19 protein-coding genes and 1 pseudogene are annotated in these 17,323 nt (G+C 61.5%); 10 read left to right on the plus strand and 10 right to left on the minus strand.

Going from position 1 to position 17,323, the window contains the following annotated elements:
• The 9 genes from CDE01S_RS18265 to CDE01S_RS15165 all read left to right on the plus strand — a co-directional run.
• A partial coding sequence (locus CDE01S_RS18265; RefSeq protein WP_084382919.1) for a FadR/GntR family transcriptional regulator occupies nt 1-539 on the plus strand: 539 nt, incomplete at its 5' end.
• Nucleotides 536-1,402 (plus strand): amidohydrolase family protein, encoded by an 867-nt coding sequence (locus tag CDE01S_RS15130; protein ID WP_066709397.1) that lies wholly within the window; start codon nt 536-538, stop codon nt 1,400-1,402. The genes CDE01S_RS18265 and CDE01S_RS15130, both read left to right, overlap by 4 nt.
• Nucleotides 1,403-1,457: 55 nt before the next feature.
• Nucleotides 1,458-2,459 carry a TRAP transporter substrate-binding protein gene (locus tag CDE01S_RS15135; RefSeq protein WP_066709400.1) on the plus strand — a complete coding sequence of 334 codons (1,002 nt, stop codon included), beginning with the start codon at nt 1,458-1,460 and terminating at the stop codon, nt 2,457-2,459.
• A gap of 13 nt (nt 2,460-2,472) precedes the next feature.
• Nucleotides 2,473-2,988, plus strand: a complete 516-nt coding sequence (locus tag CDE01S_RS15140; RefSeq protein ID WP_066709403.1) for a TRAP transporter small permease — start codon at nt 2,473-2,475, stop codon at nt 2,986-2,988.
• Between the two features lie 6 nt (nt 2,989-2,994).
• The gene (locus CDE01S_RS15145; RefSeq protein WP_066709405.1) at nt 2,995-4,266 is read left to right on the plus strand and encodes a TRAP transporter large permease; all 1,272 of its coding nucleotides are present in this window, start codon (nt 2,995-2,997) and stop codon (nt 4,264-4,266) included.
• Nucleotides 4,267-4,283: 17 nt separating this feature from the next.
• On the plus strand, nt 4,284-5,702 hold the full coding sequence (locus tag CDE01S_RS15150) for an FAD-binding oxidoreductase (protein ID WP_066709407.1): 1,419 nt from the start codon (nt 4,284-4,286) through the stop codon (nt 5,700-5,702).
• Between the two features lie 328 nt (nt 5,703-6,030).
• Entirely contained in the window at nt 6,031-6,780 is a 750-nt protein-coding gene (locus tag CDE01S_RS15155; protein WP_066709409.1) for an electron transfer flavoprotein subunit beta/FixA family protein, read from the plus strand.
• 2 nt (nt 6,781-6,782) lie between these two features.
• Nucleotides 6,783-7,718 carry an electron transfer flavoprotein subunit alpha/FixB family protein gene (locus CDE01S_RS15160; protein ID WP_066709411.1) on the plus strand — a complete coding sequence of 312 codons (936 nt, stop codon included), beginning with the start codon at nt 6,783-6,785 and terminating at the stop codon, nt 7,716-7,718.
• A gap of 6 nt (nt 7,719-7,724) precedes the next feature.
• A complete protein-coding gene (locus CDE01S_RS15165) occupies nt 7,725-8,195 on the plus strand; it encodes an acyl-CoA thioesterase (protein WP_066709414.1) in 471 nt (156 codons plus the stop codon).
• A gap of 107 nt (nt 8,196-8,302) precedes the next feature.
• On the opposite strand, the gene CDE01S_RS15170 is transcribed toward CDE01S_RS15165, so the two are convergent.
• From CDE01S_RS15170 to CDE01S_RS15205, 9 genes and pseudogenes are all read right to left on the minus strand, one after another.
• Nucleotides 8,303-9,364 carry a maleylacetate reductase gene (locus CDE01S_RS15170; protein ID WP_066709417.1) on the minus strand — a complete coding sequence of 354 codons (1,062 nt, stop codon included), beginning with the start codon at nt 9,362-9,364 and terminating at the stop codon, nt 8,303-8,305.
• 31 nt (nt 9,365-9,395) lie between these two features.
• Nucleotides 9,396-10,271, minus strand: a complete 876-nt coding sequence (locus tag CDE01S_RS15175) for an NAD(P)-dependent oxidoreductase (protein WP_066709420.1) — start codon at nt 10,269-10,271, stop codon at nt 9,396-9,398.
• Nucleotide 10,272: 1 nt separating this feature from the next.
• Nucleotides 10,273-11,229, minus strand: a complete 957-nt coding sequence (locus tag CDE01S_RS15180; RefSeq protein WP_066709423.1) for a tripartite tricarboxylate transporter substrate binding protein — start codon at nt 11,227-11,229, stop codon at nt 10,273-10,275.
• A 64-nt stretch (nt 11,230-11,293) separates the two neighbouring features.
• Nucleotides 11,294-12,646 (minus strand): amidohydrolase family protein, encoded by a 1,353-nt coding sequence (locus tag CDE01S_RS15185; RefSeq protein WP_066709426.1) that lies wholly within the window; start codon nt 12,644-12,646, stop codon nt 11,294-11,296.
• Between the two features lie 3 nt (nt 12,647-12,649).
• A complete protein-coding gene (locus CDE01S_RS19205; protein WP_369406369.1) occupies nt 12,650-13,114 on the minus strand; it encodes an NAD-binding protein in 465 nt (154 codons plus the stop codon).
• Nucleotides 13,100-13,588 (minus strand): annotated as a pseudogene (locus tag CDE01S_RS19210) (NAD(P)-dependent oxidoreductase); the annotation flags it as partial. The pseudogene CDE01S_RS19210 and the gene CDE01S_RS19205, both read right to left, overlap by 15 nt.
• 202 nt (nt 13,589-13,790) lie before the next feature.
• Entirely contained in the window at nt 13,791-14,357 is a 567-nt protein-coding gene (locus tag CDE01S_RS15195) for an RrF2 family transcriptional regulator (RefSeq protein WP_066709431.1), read from the minus strand.
• Nucleotides 14,358-14,419: 62 nt separating this feature from the next.
• On the minus strand, nt 14,420-14,797 hold the full coding sequence (locus CDE01S_RS15200; protein WP_066709433.1) for a SirB2 family protein: 378 nt from the start codon (nt 14,795-14,797) through the stop codon (nt 14,420-14,422).
• A gap of 72 nt (nt 14,798-14,869) precedes the next feature.
• Nucleotides 14,870-15,298, minus strand: coding sequence for a PAS domain-containing protein (locus tag CDE01S_RS15205; protein ID WP_066709435.1), 429 nt, complete (start codon nt 15,296-15,298; stop codon nt 14,870-14,872).
• 247 nt (nt 15,299-15,545) lie between these two features.
• Here CDE01S_RS15205 and CDE01S_RS15210 point away from each other — a divergent pair, with 247 nt between their 5' ends.
• Nucleotides 15,546-16,190, plus strand: a complete 645-nt coding sequence (locus CDE01S_RS15210; RefSeq protein WP_066709438.1) for a trimeric intracellular cation channel family protein — start codon at nt 15,546-15,548, stop codon at nt 16,188-16,190.
• 43 nt (nt 16,191-16,233) lie between these two features.
• Here CDE01S_RS15210 and CDE01S_RS15215 read toward each other — a convergent pair whose 3' ends face one another.
• Nucleotides 16,234-17,250, minus strand: a complete 1,017-nt coding sequence (locus CDE01S_RS15215) for a Bug family tripartite tricarboxylate transporter substrate binding protein (protein ID WP_066709441.1) — start codon at nt 17,248-17,250, stop codon at nt 16,234-16,236.
• Nucleotides 17,251-17,323: the final 73 nt, after the last annotated feature.

Genomic DNA, 17,323 nt, shown 5'->3' on the forward strand with positions numbered 1-17,323 from the left:
GTACTCGGCAGTCAACACCTAGCCTTCGGCTCGGCGCAGGCATGACTGCTGACCAAGCGTTGCTTGCTGATACCTATGAAGTACGTCTTCATGTCGAGCAATCGTGCGCTGAGCTGGCAGCTCTGCGCCGTACAAATGAAAACCTGATCGAGATGCGCTTGGCCTTGGACGAGATGGCCGAGGCGGTCAAAAACCACACCAATGGCACGCCAGCAGATGTCCGGTTTCATCTCGCGATAGCTCGGGCCACACACAATGAGGCGATGCTGAAGTTGCTCAGGTTCCTGCATGGCTCCCTGGAAGAAAGCGTTCAGTTGGCCCGTGTTAACAGTGAAAAGACGCCTGGACAGCCCCAGAAAACACAGCTTGAACATCAATCGATTTACGCTGCCATTGAGGCAGCTGATCCTTTGGCCGCGAGACTGGCTGTCAAAGCTCACCTCGATGGCGCGGCCAATCGACTGGGTTTGCGCGTTGGTCCGCATCCTCAAGCCGATGTACAGAGCAAGGTCGCCTCAGACCGTCAGGAAAACAAATGAGCGCCACCCACACATATCTGCCCTACAAGGCGGAAGTTTCGGTGCCGTCCAAACGCTTGCCAGCTGGCGCGTGCGACTGCCACTTTCATGTCTTTGAAGACGCAAACCAGTATCCGTTCGCCGCTGCTCGCAGCTACACGCCAACGCCTGCGCCCATGGGAGCGTACAGGGCAATGACGCGTACGCTGGGCATTGAGCGTGCCGTCCTTGTGCATCCAAGCGTCTACGGACGCGACCACTCAAGTTTTGAGCATGCGCTGGCAGAGAACACCAGCTGGCTGCGAGGCGTTGCGGTGGTCTACACCGATATATCCGATCGGCAAATCCAGTATTGGCATCAGCTAGGCGCTCGTGGAACGCGTTGCAACGCACTGTTTGATGGGGGTGCTGCCATGCAGGACTTACCGGAGATTGTGGCACGTATCAAACCCCTGGGCTGGCATCTACAAGTGCTCATTGATGTCGATAAAGACCCCGAAATGGTCATCAAGATGTCTAGGTTCGGCGTACCACTCGTGGTCGACCACTACGGTCATGTTCCCGCCGAGCGAGCGATCAACAGCAAGGGCTTCAACAACCTCCAAGCCCTGATCAAGGAGGGCAACACTTGGGTGAAGCTTTCCGGAGGCTACCGAATTTCTCCACAACGCAGCAAATTCACAGACGTCGCACCGCTGATGCAGGCATTGCTCAAAGCCAACCCCGACCGACTCGTCTGGGGTAGCGACTGGCCGCACCCATCAATCGCGGCCCCTATGCCCGACGACGGGCACCTGATCGATGCACTGCTTGATGCTTGCGGGCCACAGGAGATTCAAAAGATTCTGGTCGATAACCCTACACGGCTTTACTGGAACGACTGAGAAGTTCAGTCGTGATTTATCTCATTGATCAACCCACCACCAAAAAGGAGACAACATGAAACGTCGCACCCCTCTGAAACTAATCGCCAGCCTGTCCGCAGCGGCACTGCTGGCCATCGCGCCCACAGCGCATGCACAAAACAAGCCAATCATCAAGGTCGGTTGGACCACTTCCGATGGCGCGCAGGACCCCTACGCTATTGGCGCACGCGCCTTCAAGGCAGCGGTGGAAAAGAACACCAAGGGCACCGTCGAAGTACAGCTTTTTCCCAACCGTCAACTCGGCGATGAACGCCAGATGCTTGAAGGCATGCGCTTTGGCACAGTGGATGCTGGCGTAATCACCAACGCCGTGATCGGTCAGATCGAACCTTCTTTCAGCATCAATGATCTTCCGTTCCTCTTTGCAAACGAAGAACAAGCACATAAGGCGCTTGATGGAGCGCTTGGTGCAGAGCTGAGCAAGCGCATTGAGGGCAAAGGCATTGTCGCGCTGGGCTATATGGAGGGTGGCTTTCGCAACATGATCAACAACAAGCGCCCCGTCTCTACTCCCGCAGACGTCCAGGGCGTGAAGTACCGGGTCATGCAAAACCCTATCTACATCGACATGTTCAATTCACTGGGGGGGTCTGCCGTTCCCATGGCCTGGGGCGAGACGTTTACAGCTGTGCAGCAAGGCACGATCGACGGGCTTGAAATCCCCTTGGCAGTCATCGAAGCGAACAAATACTACGAGGTGACCAAATTCCTTTCTCTGACAAATCACACCTATTCGATGATCGGTCTGATGATGAGCAAGCGCGCGCTGGACAAACTCACACCAGAGCAGCGTTCGGCCGTTATCGCAGCAGCCAAGGCCGCCACCATCGAACAGCGAACAACGGCCAAGGCCGATGCCAAGGGCATTTTGACCAAGCTGGAAAAGAGCGGAATGAAGGTCAATGCCATTGGTGATGTCGCAGCATTCCGCAAGGGTGTTTCCTCGCTGTATGAAAAGTACCGACAGGGCGGCAATGGCTCATTGCTGGAACTCGCGTTGAGCGCATCAAAATAATTCGAGGTAGACCATGAAATCGCTCTTTCGCAAAGGCTTCGACTGGCTGGACATGGGAGTGCGAACTGCCGTGATGGCATTCGCAACTGTCATGCTTCTGGCTCTATCTTTACAAGTGTTTATGCGTTTTGTTCTGGATAAGCCTTTGAGTTGGAGCGAGGAGTTGGCCCTGGCGTGCTTTAGCTGGAGCATGCTGCTCGCTATCGGATTGGGGGTCCGCCAGAAAACCCACGTACGCATGGACATCTTGGTGGACCACCTGCCCAAAGCTTTGAGTTTGGTGATTGAGAAAGTGGTCACGCTTTGCATCGCAGGATTTGGTGCATTCCTTGCCGTTGCAGGCAAAGATTACGTCGCAGATGCCGTGGGCTCCACCTCTGCCGCGATTGGTTATCCGATCGTTTATTTGTATGCCTGCGCGCCAGTCTGTGGCCTGGTCATTGCGCTCTTTGCTTTGGAGCACTTGATTCTTGGTAGTCCGGACAAATCACAAGACGAATTGGTCGGGGTCAATGTCTCAAAAGGATAAATAAAAATGACATTAACTTCTTGGATTTTGACGGCTGGTTTTGCTGGTCTGGTCGTGCTCGGGATGCCGTTTGCCTTTGCCATCGCGATCAGCGTCTTGGCCATTCTCGTGCTCAGCGGCATTGAGCCGATGCTGCTGCCCCAGACAATGGTTGCCGGCACGCAAAGCTTCAGCTTGCTTGCCATCCCGTTTTTCATGCTCGCTGGAGAGCTGATGAGTTCGGGTGGCTTGTCGCAGCGCCTGGTTAAAGTGGCAGACGTTTTTGTGCGCCACCTTCCGGGTGGGCTTGGACTTGTGGTTGTGGTTGCGGCTCTCATATTCGCAGCGGTCAGCGGCTCAGCACCTGCCACAACAGCAGCCATCGGCTCTGTAATGATTCCGTCAATGGTCGAACGGGGCTACAGCCGCAACTATGCAACCGCCTTGGTGGTTGCCGTTGGCGTGCTTGCCCCACTGATTCCGCCTTCAATCGCGTTTGTGATTTGGGGTGTCATTGCGGAGCAGTCGATTTCAAAGCTTTTCCTGTCCGGCGTGCTGCCTGGTTTTCTGATGGCTTTTGGCATCACCTTGATCGTCATCTTCAAAGACATTCAAGATAAGAGGCCTCGCCAACCTCGAGCCTCACTGGCCGAAATCATGTCCGTTCTCAAGGAAGGCATCTGGGCCTTGATGGCGCCAATCGTTGTCTTGGGCGGCATTTATGGTGGCGCATTTACCCCCACTGAAGCAGCTGTCGTCGCTTGCCTCTATGCACTGCTTGTCGGCTTCGTCATTGAACGTAGGCTGCGTTGGAAAGATCTGCCCAAGATCATGATGTCCGGCATGACCGTCAGTGCCATCGTCATGGCCATCGTGGCCGTATCGCAAGGTTTTGGATTCTTGGTCGCTCAAGAACAATTGGCAACCCGACTGGCCACCTGGCTCGGAGAGAACATTCACGACCGATGGATGATGCTGCTCGCGCTCAACCTGGGCTTCTTCCTACTGGCAGCGGTGATGGACGAAATCGCCATCATGGTGATTCTTGGCCCCATGCTAATCAGCATTGCCAAGCAGTTCGGCGTAGATCCGATCCATTTCGGAGCGATGATCGTGACGAACGTGGCCATCGGCATGGCGGCACCTCCTATCGGCTACTGCCTGTTCGTTGGCATGGCCATCGGCGGCACGAAGTTGTGGCCGCTCTCGCGTGCGATATTGCCTTTCGTGTTCGTCATGCTGCTGGTGCTGATCGCTGTGACCTACGTGCCAACGTTTGCACTGGCTTTGGTGCCCTGATGATGAGTCCAGAAAATATGTCTGACGATCAATCCGTGCTGAGTCAACTGCGCGGCACAGTGGGCGAGAAACATGTCCTGACCGAGGGCCAGGCCACCGCACCCTACTACGAGGACTGGCGCAAAAAATACCATGGCACTGCATTGGCCGTGGTGTGTCCTGCCAACACCCTGGAGGTGGGGGCGGTCATGCGCTTGGCACAGAAACACGGGTTGGCCATTGTTCCCCAGGGCGGAAACACCGGACTCTCAGGCGGTGCGACGCCCTCGGGCAATGCCCGTCAACTGGTCCTGAGTACGCGACGCCTCAATCGCATACGGCAGATCGATACAGCCAATGACACTGTGACTGTGGAGTCCGGTGTCGTGCTGCAAACGCTGCAGGATGTGGCCCGGGAAAACAACCGACTGTTCCCCCTCTCGCTGGCCGCACAGGGCAGCTGCACTGTTGGAGGCAACCTGGCCACCAATGCCGGGGGCACGGCTGTGTTGAGGTACGGCAGCATGCGTGACCTCACGCTCGGCCTAGAGGTGGTCACCCCTAACGGTGAAATCTGGGACGGCCTGAGAGCCTTGCGCAAAGACAACACAGGCTACGACCTTAAACAACTCTACATCGGCTCTGAAGGAACTTTGGGCATCATCACTGCTGCCGCTCTCAAGCTATTCCCGCACCCCGTCGCCAACCTGACCGCCATGATGGCTCTGCCATCACTGGTTGAAGCCGTCAATTTGTTGGCCCAAGCCCGAGAAGCCCTCGGACCGGGTCTGACAGCATTTGAGGTGATTTCAGCGCCTTGTGTGCCATTGCTCCAAAAACACTACCCGAACCTTCGCTGGCCCTTCAGCGATCCATGCGAAGTAGCTGTGCTGATGGAACTTACTGATCATGACAACGAAGCACATGCGCGCGATCAGCTTGAACGATTACTCATGCGGTCAATGGAAGCAGGGGACGTCTTGGATGGTGTTGTTGCCGAATCGGTTGCGCATTCTCAGACGTTGTGGTCGCTTCGTGAGTCAATTTCCGAGGCACAGGGTCTGGAAGGGGCGCACATCAAACACGATATTTCCGTGCCCGCGTCAGCCGTTGCTCAATTTGTCGCGCAGGCTCAGGAGGCCTTGAGCCAGGCGGCACCAGGTGCACGCTGTGCCTGGTTCGGCCATTTGGGAGATGGGAACTTGCATTTCAATGTGCTTTCCCCAGCAGGCGCCGATCCCATGCCGTTCGCTGCTCGTCAAAATGAAATCAATGAAATTGTTCATGATCTGGTCGTACACCATCGCGGCTCGATTAGCGCCGAACATGGCCTGGGGCAATTGCGCCGAGATGAGAACCAACGATACAAAAGCCCGCTCGAAATGGCGCTGCTGCGCCAGATCAAATCGGCGTTTGATCCCGAAGGACGAATGAACCCCGGTAAGGTTATTGCGTGACGACATTCGGTATTCGTGCCAAAGCCGTAAATGCTTAGGTTCGAGATGAGTGTTCTGCTGCGCGCGATCGCTGAGCTGCCCTCGAAAAAGGCAATGAAGTTTGACGGCCCCAGCGGTTCGACGCATTACTTGCCGCATCGTAATCAATAGCCTGGATTGAGTGGACCTCAGGGCAATTGAGTGAGGTATCCCCTATGGCTGATCCGACATCGAGTCCAGGCATTTAAAGACGAAACCCCAGGATCGTGCAATCTTGGTCGGGCGCTTTGGATAGAGGTTCTCGGCCAATCTGTCAGAACTGTTTTAGATAAATTTTCAAGAGGTTGCTATGAAGATTCTGGTTCCCGTCAAACGGGTGGTGGACTACAACGTCAAGGTGCGCGTCAAGAGCGACAACAGTGGTGTGGACATCGCCAACGTCAAGATGAGCATGAACCCGTTTGACGAGATCGCTGTCGAAGAAGCTGTGCGCCTGAAAGAAAAGGGAGTGGCCACCGAAGTGATCGCCGTCTCCTGCGGCGTGACGCAGTGCCAGGAAACCCTGCGCACCGCCATGGCCATCGGTGCCGACCGCGGCATCCTGGTGGAAACCGCTGAAGAGCTGCAGCCCCTGGCCGTGGCCAAGCTGCTGAAGGCCTTGGTCGACAAAGAACAACCTGGCCTGATCATTCTGGGCAAGCAGGCCATCGACGACGACTGCAACCAGACCGGTCAGATGCTGGCCGCGCTGGCCGACCTGCCGCAAGCCACCTTCGCTTCCAAAGTCGAAGTTGCTGATGGCAAAGCCAATGTAACCCGTGAAATCGACGGTGGCCTGGAAACCCTGGCTGTGAGCCTGCCTGCTGTGGTGACCACCGACCTGCGCCTGAACGAGCCGCGTTATGTGACGCTGCCCAACATCATGAAGGCCAAGAAAAAGCAGCTCGACACCTTCAAGCCCGAAGACCTCGGCGTCGATGTCGCCCCGCGCATCAAGACCCTCAAGGTCATGGAGCCGGCCAAACGCAGTGCCGGCATCAAGGTGCCTGATGTCGCCACGCTGGTCGACAAACTCAAGAACGTTGCAAAGGTGATCTGATCATGACCGCACTCGTCATTGCCGAACACGACAACGCGTCCATCAAGGGCGCCACCCTCAACACCGTGACCGCTGCTGCCGCTTGCGGTGGCGACGTGCATGTGCTCGTCGCTGGCCACAACGCCGCTGCTGCTGCACAGGCCGCCGCCCAGATCGCTGGTGTCGCCAAAGTCATCCACGTCGACAGCGAAGCCCTGGCCCATGGCCTGGCCGAGAACGTCGCTGCACAGGTGCTCGCCATCGCCTCCAACTACAGCCACATCCTGTTCCCGGCCACTGCCGGCGGCAAGAACGTGGCCCCGCGCGTGGCCGCCAAGCTGGACGTGGGCCAGATCTCTGACATCACCAAGGTGGACTCGCCCGATACCTTCGAGCGCCCGATCTACGCGGGCAACGCCATTGCCACCGTGCAGTCCGCTGATACCACCAAGGTGATCACTGTGCGCACCACCGGCTTTGACGCGGCTGCCGCCACCGGCGGTTCTGCTGCTGTGGAGTCTGCCGCTGCAGCAGCCGACAACGGCAAGAGCAGCTATGTGGGCAGCGAGATCGCCAAGAGCGACCGCCCCGAGCTGACCGCCGCCAAGATCATTGTGTCGGGTGGCCGCGCCCTGGGCAGCAGCGAGAAGTTCAACGAAGTGATGACGCCCCTGGCCGACAAGCTGGGCGCTGCCATTGGTGCCAGCCGCGCTGCGGTGGACGCGGGCTACGCCCCCAACGACCTGCAGGTTGGACAGACCGGCAAAATCGTCGCCCCTCATCTGTACGTGGCTTGCGGCATCTCGGGCGCCATTCAGCACCTGGCGGGCATGAAGGACTCCAAAGTGATCGTCGCGATCAACAAGGACCCCGAGGCCCCGATCTTCAGCGTGGCTGACTTCGGCCTCGAAGCCGATCTGTTTGCGGCCGTGCCGGAATTGATCAACTTACTTCCTTGACAAGCCATGGAACTGCCTGCGCATCAATTAACCATGACGGTGCTTATGACCCCCGATACCGCGAATTTTTCTGGGAATGTGCATGGTGGGACCATCCTCAAACTGCTGGACCAAGTGGCCTATGCCTGTGCCAGCAGGTATGCAGGTGCATACGTTGTAACCTTAAGTGTTGACCAAGTCATGTTCCGACAGCCCATCCATGTTGGTGAATTGGTTACCTTCCTGGCCTCAGTCAATCACACGGGTACTTCGTCCATGGAAGTAGGCATCAAAGTGATTGCCGAAAACATCCGCACCCAACAAAAACGGCACGTCAATAGCTGCTTCTTCACCATGGTCGCGGTGGATGATGAACGAAAACCGCAAGGGGTTCCTCCGCTTCGGCCCTTCTCCCCAGAGGAGAAACGTCGCTTTGCTGCAGCAGAGACTCGGAGAACCATGCGCCGCGAGATGGAGAAACGATTTTCAGAAATTTGACGATCAATGACAGCTTATGACCGAAGACCTCATTCACGGATGACAGCTTCGGTTATTGCCGAAGGACAGCAATGGGTCGATAGCAGCCCACCTCTCCTCTCCTTACCTCACCCCCGCGGCCGCATCCCCTCAAACGCATCCTGAAACAGCTGCCGGATCGCCGTACGCTCCAGAGGCCGGGGGTTGGGGTACTGGTTCTGCAAAGCGATGTCGCAGGCCTTGTCGAGGTCAGCCTCTTGCATGCCTATGTCTTTCAACGCCACCGGCGCACCGTTGTTCTTCGCCAGGTCGTACACCGCTTGCGCCGCACTGGCACCGCCGAGTGCGCGCGCGATGCGCTGCATGGCCTGCGGCGCTGCTTTGGCGTTGTAGGCCAGCGCGTGCGGCAGCACGATGGTGTGCGTCTCTGCATGGGGCAGGTTGAAGCTGCCGCCCAGGGTATGGCACAGCTTGTGGTGCAGCGCCATGCCGATGTGGCCGAGCACGGTGCCGCAGAGCCAGGCGCCGTAGAGCGCATCGGACCGGGCGGCCATGTTGGCTGCTTCTTTTTTGATAGCAGGCAGCGCACGACCGATGGCGCCAATGCCCTCTTCGGCCATCAAGTCCATGATGGGGTTGCTGTCCACCGCGTACAGGCCTTCGGCGGCGTGGGCGATGGCATTGATGCCGCTGGTGACGCTTAAAGATACCGGCAAACTCAAGGTGAGCTCGGGGTCGTAGATCACGGTGCGCGGCAGCACACGCAGGTCGCGCCCGGTTTTCTTCAGCCCGGCTTCGGTGATGCCGTAGATCGGCGTCATCTCCGAGCCGGCGTAGGTGGTGGGAATGGCAAGGATGGGCAGGCCGGAGTCGAGCGCAATGGCCTTGCCCAGGCCGGTGGTGGAGCCGCCGCCGATGGCCACGGCACAGTCGGCCCCCAGTTTCTTGGCCAGTTCGCGCGCTTCGCGTGCGGTCTCGATCGGCACGTGCATGACGGCACGGTCGAACACGCCCGCCGCGCGCGGGCCCAGCAACTCGGCCACCATCTCGGCCGAGGCGCGCTGCTCGGGGGTGGAGAGCACCAGCGCTTTTTTCGCCCCCAGCGCATCGATTTCTTTCGCCAGTTGCGAGAGCGAGCCGGCGCCGAAGACGACGCGGGCGGGCTGGGCGGTGTAGACAAAGTTTTTCACGAAATGCTCCGGGAGAAATCAGCGCAGCAGCTTACAGCTTGTCAGGGATGCCGGCGCCACGCTCCACCACCTTGATGATGGCGGCGTAGTCATCCAGCGCGTCGCCCTGCACCACGGCGGCACACATGAGCTGGTGCGTCATGGCGGTCTGCATCAGCGGCACGTCGTGGGTTTCGCCGGCGTTGAGGATGAGGTCGAGGTCCTTGATCATCTGCTCCACGGTGAAGGTGGGTCTAAAGTCACGCTCCACCAGCTGCACCGCCTTGGCCTTGACGATGGGCGAGGCCACCGCGCTGGCGGTAAGCACCTGCCACATGTCGCGCCAGGCCAGGCCGCCCTTGCGCCCGAGCGTCAGCGCCTCGGCCAGCATGGCGCTGGTCTGCGCGATCATGAGGTTGACCACCAGCTTCATCAGGCGCGCCTGCTCGGCCTCGCCCAAGTAGAACTGGTTGGGGCCCAGGGTGCGCAGCAAAGGCAGCACGGTGGTGTAGGCGGCGCGCGGGCCAGAGGCCATGACGGTGAGCTGCGCGGCCTCGGCCATCTTGTTGTTGCCGGAGACGGTGCAGCGCAGGTAAAGCACGCCCTTGGCCGCCAGCGCCTGCGCCGCCTCGGCCGAGGCCTGCAGCGAGACGGTGCTGGTGTCCACATAGATGGCGCCGACATGGGCATGGGCCGCCACCTGCGCCGCCACGGCCAGCAGGGCGGCGTCGTTGGGCAGGGACGACAGCACCACCTCGGCCGCGGCCATGGCGGCGGCCGGGCTGGTACTCACCTCCAGCCCCTGGGCGCGCGCCAGCTGGCAGCGCTCCAGGCTGGGGTCGCTCACCGTCACGCTGTGGCCGGCGGCAGCCAGGTGGCGCGCCATGGGCAGGCCCATCTTGCCGACGCCGATGACATGGACTTTCACTTTATTGCGCCTTCAGGTTGGCGGCCTTGACGATGCGCGCGGCCACGTCCATCTCGCTCTTGATGTAGGCGTTGAAGGCGTCCGGGCTCATGGTGAAGGGGTCGGCGCCGAGCTTGGCCATGCGCTCCTTGAGCTCGGGCGCGGCCAAGGCCTTGAGTGCTTCCTCGTGCAGCTTCTTCACCACCGCGGCCGGCGTGCCGCTGGGCACGATCATGCCGACCCACAGCGTGTAGTCGGAATCGGGCAGGCCGGCCTCGATGCTGGTGGGCACCTGCGGCAGCGTGGAGGCGCGGGTCTTGGTGCTGACCGACAGCGCCAGCAGCCGGCCGTCACGGATGAGCGGCAGGGCCGAGGCCAGCGGGGCGAAGAACCAGTCGTTGGCGCCGCCGATGACGTTGGTCATGGCGTCGGGCGTGCCCTTGTACGGCACGTGCAGCGCGTCGATGCCGGCTTGCAGGCGGAAGATCTCGGCGTTGAGGTGGGTGCCGCTGCCGATGCCGGCCGAAGCGTAGTTGAACTTGCCCGGTGCGGCCTTGGCGGCGGTTATCAGCTCGGCCTGGGTCTTCCAGCCCTTGGCCGGGTTGACCACCAGCACATTGGGAATGGCCGCCAGCGTGGTGACGCCGGTGAGGTCTTTCAGCGTGTCGTAGCCCAGGTTGGGGTAGAGCGAGGGGTTGAGCGCATGGCCGGAGGAGTGGATGAGCACGGTGTAGCCGTCGGGCTCGCTCTTGGCCACCTGCGCGGTGGCAATGGTGCCGCCGGCGCCGAGCTTGTTGTCGACCAGGATGGTCTGGCCCATGCTCTTGCCCATGGCCTCGCCCACGGTGCGGGCCACGATGTCGGTAGCGCTGCCCGCGCTGAAGGGCACGACGAACTTGATGGGCTTGGCCGGGTAGCCCTGGGCCAGCACGCTGCCGGCCAGCAGCAGCGCAGCGGCTGCGATGGATAAACGCTTCATGCCTGTCTCCTCGTATTTTTAGAACAAAAACACCGTGCAGCCCTTACGCTGATTGCGCGAGCCGCTATTCTTTTGAGAGTCCCAACGCCGTCGTGATCTTGCGGCCCGAGGCCTGCAGGGCGGCCAGTTTCGGTGCCAGCTCTACCCCCAGCAACTTGCCGTGGCGCTTTTTCCAGCGCCCGGCCACCATCACGCTGTCGATGTTGGCCAGCGTGGTCTGCATCACCACCGTGCTCACCGGGTCGTGCACCGGCTGCATGTTCAGGTCGTCGGCGCGGATCAGCACCAGGTCGGCCTGCTTGCCCGGTGCCAGCGTACCGATGCGCTCCAGCTGGCCCAGCATGCGTGCGCCTTCCACCGTCACCCAACCCAACGCTTCGCGCGTGGTGATGGTGGAGGTGGGCGGAATGCTGCCGTGCGCTTCGCGGTAGGCGACGTTGTCCAGGCTGCGCTGCATGCCTAAAGCGACGCGGGCCTGCGTGAGCATGTCGCCGCTGAGCACGCTTTCCAAATCGACACCCAGCGATGGCGCCTTGCCCAGGGCGCGCAGGCGGCCGGTGATGGGATGGCCGTGGCCTTGCGTCATTTCGTTTTCCGCCGCGGCAGAGAAGCTCATGCCGAGTTCGCAGAAGCGCTGCAACTGCGCGTCACTCAAGGCGTGGCCGTGCACGATGTTGATCTGCGGCCCCAGCAGGCCAGCGGCTTCGAGCTGCTGCCAGCCGTCGGGCGTGCGCGCAGGGCCACCGCCCTGGTGCAGCGAGCCGAGGATGCCGAGTTCCTTCACCATGCGGAAGTCGTGCAGCGCCACGTCGAGCGTGGAATAGTGCGGACCGAGCACGGCGGCGTGCACGCTTAAGGTTGGGTTGCCTTGGTGGGCTTTGAGCAGGCGCTCAACCTCGGCACACGGGTGCGGCACTTCCCAGAACGGGCGTTCGCCGGGTTTCGGGTCGGGCTTCGGCGTGCCGTGGAAGAAGGCGGCGCGGATGCCGGATTCGAGCAGGCCTTCAATGGCGGCGTCGTTGTGCTGCGGCGTGCGGTTGTTGTGGCACCAGTCCACCAGCGTGGTGCTGCCGCAGTTGAGCTGGTTGAGTGCGCCGACCAGGGTGGCGATGTAGAGGTCGTCCGGCTCGAACACGGTGGCCAGGCCGGCGTGCATCTTCTGGAAGTACTCCAGCAGCGTCCAGTTGGCGGCCAGGCCGCGCAGCGCGGTCTGCCAGGTGTGCATGTGTGCGTTGACCAGGCCGGGGATGACGATGCAGCCGGTGGCGTCCACCACCTCGGCATCGTCCGCGTGGAGGGCGGGCGCGATCTCGGTGATGGTGTCGCCCGTGACCAGCACGTCACCACGCGGCAGGTCGCCCTGCGCGTCCATGGTGATGACGGTGGCGCCACGGATCAGGATGCGCACAGCACGCATGGTTCAGCTCGTGAGGCCGTCGGGGATCTGCAGGTTCAGCGGCTGGATCTGCAGGCCGGCATCCTTCGCCGTTTCGTCCAGCAGGATGGCGAAGTCCACGTTGTCCAGGCCGTGGCCGACCATGCGGGCAATCGATTCGCGCGTGGCGGCGGCGGCCGGCATGGGCACGCCGTGCGCCTTGGCCGCGCCCATGCCGAGGTCCATGTCTTTCAGCAGCAGCTTGGGCGTGAAGGTGACCTGCTCCCAGTTCAGGTTGCACAGTACCGGCGTCTTGTAGCGCGTGTACATGGAGCCCAGCACCGAGTCGTTGATGCTCTCCAGGAACACGTTGCGCGGGATGCCGGCCTTCTCGGCCAGCACGGTGATTTCGCACAGGTTCTGGATGATGACGCCGAACATGGTGTTGTGCGCGATCTTCCAGATGCGGGCCAGCTCGCCCTCGCCCACCCACATGACCTTGCGCGCCATGGCCTGCAGGTAGGGCTCGACCAGGTCGTACAGCGCCTTGGGGCCGGAGGCCACCTGCAGCAGCTTGCCGGCCTTGGCCACCTTGGCGTTGCCCGACACCGGCGAACACAGGTAGGCCACGCCCATGGCTTCGAGCTTTTCGCGGATCTCGGCCGAGCCTTCCTGCGAGATGGAGGAGCTGTCGACCAGCACCTGCGGTTTCTTCGCGCCGGTGACCAGGCCGCCGGGGCCAAACAGCACTTCCTTCAGGTCGTCGGTGGTGGAGACCATGGTGAAGACGACGTCGCAACTGGCGAGGTCGATCTTGTTGGCCTCGATCTTGGCGCCGTACTCGGCCAGGTGCACGGCCTTGGCGGCGGTGCGGTTCCAGACGTGCACCGGGTGGCCGGCTTTCAGCAGCTTCGTCACCATGGCTTCGCCCATGCGGCCCAGGCCGATCCAGCCGATTTTCTTGCTCATCGCGTGTGTCTCCTCAGTCGTGAACTTGTTCTTTAGCGCTCCGCAGTGTTGAGCAAAGCGGCAGGCGGAACAAGCGGACTGAGGAAAATCAGTTTTCCGGTGACTGAAAAAAAGCCCGGGGGCCGGTGCACCAGAACGGCGCTATCCGGGCCGGCAAGACATCAGCAGTGGGAGGCCGGCGGGATGGGGTGAGCGCTGACGACAGCGCTACTTAGCGCTACTTGGCCGCGGTTTTCTTGGCTGTGCGTTTGGGCGCTGCCGCCGCGCGACGTTTCGGCGCAGGTGTGGCATCCGACGGCTTGGCCCGGGATTTGGGCAATGCCACCTTCACCGGCTGAACGCCTGCCAAGCCCAGCGCCCCCGCCGCGCTGCTCATGGATTTGATGGAGGCGGCCAGCGTCATCTGGTCGAGCTCGGACAGGAAGGCATCAATCGCCCGCTTGAAACCGCTCTTGAGGTTGCAGAACGGGAGGATGGCGCAATCAACCAAGGCATTGGCATCGTGACACTCCACCACCGCAAAGTCCTTCTCGGTGCTGCGCACGATGGCGCCGATGGAAATGTCTTCCGGTGCGCAGGCCAGCTTGATGCCGCCCATGCGGCCGCGCACCGTGACGATCATGCCGTTGACGCCGAGGTCATAGACGATCTTCGCAACGTGGGCGCGCGAAATCTTGTAGGCTGCCACGATGTCGTCGATGGTGGAGAGTTCGCCACTCTTGTGCTTGACTGCGAGGTACATCATGACGCGCAAGGCGTAGTCGGTATAGACAGTCAGACGCAAGATTCAGCTCCAGAAAACATCCATTTTAGGTGAGGGCCATTGCCAGCCTTTGTGCGCCCCGCTCAGCCGCCCCAGCGCGTCATGGCCAGGGCCACGATGCCGCCGACACACCCGAGCGCCACCACCAACCAGCCCAGGGCCGCGCCACGCGCCAGCCCCGGCCGCAGCGCCTGCTTGCCAGCGCCAATGTAGGCCAGCAACAGCAGCAGCTTGCCTGCCAGCCAAGGATGTGCGGCACCGGGGTACTGGCCGCTCATTACCATGAGCGCCAGGCCAGCCGACAGCAGCAGCGAGTCGTTCACATGCGGCAGCCAGCGCAACACCAGCCAGCGCACGCGCCAGTCCACCCCCATCAGGCCCAGCCCGCCCCGCAGCACAAACAGGGTCACGGTGAGCAGGACACACGTGATGTGGAGGTGACGAATGATCAGGTACAGCACGGCAAGACAACTCCCTGCGTGATGACCATGTCATGCCCGGCACATCCGCACCGGCCGATTCGGTGTTTCAATTCAGGCCGTCTTGGCTGCATTGGCAGCCGCAGCGGCCAGCTGGCGCTCGGTGCAGTCGCGGGCCACCGACAGCACGCCGACCACGGTGCCGGTGTCGTCCTTCACCAGCGTGAAGCTCAGTTCCACGTAGAGCTTGTTGCCGTTCTTGTGTGTTGAGCGGGTCGTCATGGCGCGCCCCGAATACTTCGACTCACCGCTGGTGACGGCGCGCTGGAACCCTTGCGAGTGGGCGCGCTGGAAGCGCTCCGGCACGATGGCCTCGAGCGTGTGCCCCAGCATTTCGTCGGCGGAATAACCGAATATCTTTTCGGCACCGTGATTCCAGATCAGCACCTTTTCGTCGCGGTCGACAAAAATCATGGCGTCTTCCGCTTGCCCCACCATGTTGCGATACAGACTCAAGGGATCCAGGCCAGCAATGGACTGCATAGACACTTCTTTCTTCAAGAGGAGTTTCTGACAACTTCTGTCAAGCCACCCATGCCGGAGCATGGCAAGCGGGCTTGCCGGATGGTACGCGGTCTTGTAGCGACGACCGCAAAACCAGCATGCCGGGTAATGCTATTCCATTTCACGGGTTCTGCAAAGCGACCGGCCGTGTTTGTCATCGCGCCGTTCAGTAACTCCTTACCCGGCACCAGGGCCAAGACAGCGTCGTCACAGGCACAATCGGGGCATGGAAATCATTGACACTTGGGGACCGTGGCTGCGCCACGTGCTGGAACTGGCCGCCACCCTGGCCTTCACGCTTTCGGGCGTGATGGTGGCCGCACGCAGCCGGCTGGATGCCGTGGGCGTTTACGCGGTCGCTTTTGTGGCGGCTTTCGGCGGCGGTACGCTGCGCGACCTCCTGCTGGATCAGCGCCCCTTCTTCTGGGTGCGCCACGTGGAATACCTGTGGGGCGTGCTGGCGCTCACCACCGCGGCCATGCTGTTCATGCGCCAGCGGCATTTCGAGCCGACAGAAAGAATCATGCAGCTGCCGGACGCGCTGGGCCTGGGCCTGTTCTGTGCCGTGGGTGTCGACCTGGCCTCGGCGGCCGGCATGCCGGCGCTGGTGGCGGTGCTGATGGGGGTGGTGACACCGGTGTTCGGCGGCGTGCTGCGCGACATCGTGTGCAACGAAATTCCAACTGCCTTCCGCGACCACCGCCCCTATGCGCTGTGCGCCTTCCTCGGAGGTTGGGTCTATCTGGGGATGGAAGCGCTGGGAGCGCCGGAATGGGCCACCCTGGTGGGCACGGTGACCATCACCGCCGGCCTGCGCATCCTGGCGCTGTGGCGCGACTGGCGCCTGCCCTTGTGGCAGGTGGAGCACTGAGCCAGGCCCTGGCCTGCGCCGGACCTAACCCAGTGGAAGTGTGTCAGTCGAGGCTGGCGCCGGACTCACGCACCACCTTGCCCCACTTCACCGACTCCTTCTGGATGAAGGCGGCAAACTGCTCGGGCTTTTCGCTGTAGACCTCGGCGCCCTGCTCGCTGATCTTCTTCTTCACGTCCGGCTGGGCCAGCACCTTGACGATGGCCGTGTTCAGACGGGTGACAACGGCCGGCGGTGTGCCTGCCGGTGCGAACAGACCGAACCACGAGGTGGCTTCATAACCGGGCACGCCGGCTTCGGCGATGGTCGGCACGTTGGGCAGCTCGGGCGAACGCTTGGCCGTGGTCACGGCCAGCGGACGCAGCTTGCCGGAGCGCACATGCTGGATAGCGGACGGCATGTTGTCGAACATGATGCCGATCTGGTTGCCCAGCAGGTCCGTCACCGCCGGTGCGCTGCCCTTGTAGGGCACGTGCACCATGTCCACCTTGGCCATGGACTTGAACAGCTCACCCGACAGGTGGATGGAGCTGCCGCTGCCCGACGAACCGAAGTTGACCTTGCCCGGATTGGCCTTGGCATAGGCGATCAGCTCCGCCACGCTCTTGTAGGGCTGGGCCGGGTTGGCCACCAGCAGGTTCGGCACGTTGGCGACACGCGTCAGCGGTGCGAAATCCTTGATCGGGTCGAAGGGCATCTTCTTGTACAGGCTGGCGTTGATGGCGTGCGTGCCCACCGTGCCCATGAACAGGGTGTGGCCGTCAGCCGGTGCCCTGGCCGCGGCCTGGCCGCCGATGTTGCCGCCTGCCCCGGCACGGTTGTCGATCACCACCGGCTGGCCGAGTTCGGTGCTCAGGGCCTGGCCGACGATACGCGCCAGGATGTCGGTGGTACCACCGGCCGAGAACGGGACGATGATGGTGATGGTCTTGCTCGGAAAAGCCGTCTGTGCACCCGCGGGGGCCACAGCCAGCAGGCCGGTACCGAGCGCGGCAACAGCCAGGGTGCTGAGGCCAAAACGGCGACGCGAGGGAGATGAAAAGCGGTTGGCGTAAGACATGAGGACATCCTTCAGGATGGAGGAGTGAATACCCGTGTGCCGGCTGGACGCTGCCTTGTGAGCCGCCAGCCCG

Source organism: Curvibacter delicatus NBRC 14919 (genome assembly GCF_001592265.1).
In the GTDB taxonomy this organism is placed as follows: domain Bacteria; phylum Pseudomonadota; class Gammaproteobacteria; order Burkholderiales; family Burkholderiaceae_C; genus Hylemonella; species Hylemonella delicata.

Bases quoted from the DNA above. Each gene is read 5' to 3' on its own strand.
- CDE01S_RS15145 (WP_066709405.1), top strand. From the start codon at position 2,995: ATGACATTAACTTCTTGGATTTTGACGGCTGGTTTTGCTGGTCTGGTC.
- CDE01S_RS15160 (WP_066709411.1), top strand. From the start codon at position 6,783: ATGACCGCACTCGTCATTGCCGAACACGACAACGCGTCCATCAAGGGC.
- CDE01S_RS15150 (WP_066709407.1), top strand. From the start codon at position 4,284: ATGTCTGACGATCAATCCGTGCTGAGTCAACTGCGCGGCACAGTGGGC.
- CDE01S_RS15140 (WP_066709403.1), top strand. From the start codon at position 2,473: ATGAAATCGCTCTTTCGCAAAGGCTTCGACTGGCTGGACATGGGAGTG.
- CDE01S_RS15205 (WP_066709435.1), bottom strand. From the start codon at position 15,298: ATGCAGTCCATTGCTGGCCTGGATCCCTTGAGTCTGTATCGCAACATG.
- CDE01S_RS15180 (WP_066709423.1), bottom strand. From the start codon at position 11,229: ATGAAGCGTTTATCCATCGCAGCCGCTGCGCTGCTGCTGGCCGGCAGC.
- CDE01S_RS15135 (WP_066709400.1), top strand. From the start codon at position 1,458: ATGAAACGTCGCACCCCTCTGAAACTAATCGCCAGCCTGTCCGCAGCG.
- CDE01S_RS15215 (WP_066709441.1), bottom strand. From the start codon at position 17,250: ATGTCTTACGCCAACCGCTTTTCATCTCCCTCGCGTCGCCGTTTTGGC.
- CDE01S_RS15155 (WP_066709409.1), top strand. From the start codon at position 6,031: ATGAAGATTCTGGTTCCCGTCAAACGGGTGGTGGACTACAACGTCAAG.
- CDE01S_RS15210 (WP_066709438.1), top strand. From the start codon at position 15,546: ATGGAAATCATTGACACTTGGGGACCGTGGCTGCGCCACGTGCTGGAA.
- CDE01S_RS15185 (WP_066709426.1), bottom strand. From the start codon at position 12,646: ATGCGTGCTGTGCGCATCCTGATCCGTGGCGCCACCGTCATCACCATG.
- CDE01S_RS15165 (WP_066709414.1), top strand. From the start codon at position 7,725: ATGGAACTGCCTGCGCATCAATTAACCATGACGGTGCTTATGACCCCC.
- CDE01S_RS15130 (WP_066709397.1), top strand. From the start codon at position 536: ATGAGCGCCACCCACACATATCTGCCCTACAAGGCGGAAGTTTCGGTG.
- CDE01S_RS19205 (WP_369406369.1), bottom strand. From the start codon at position 13,114: ATGGCGCGCAAGGTCATGTGGGTGGGCGAGGGCGAGCTGGCCCGCATC.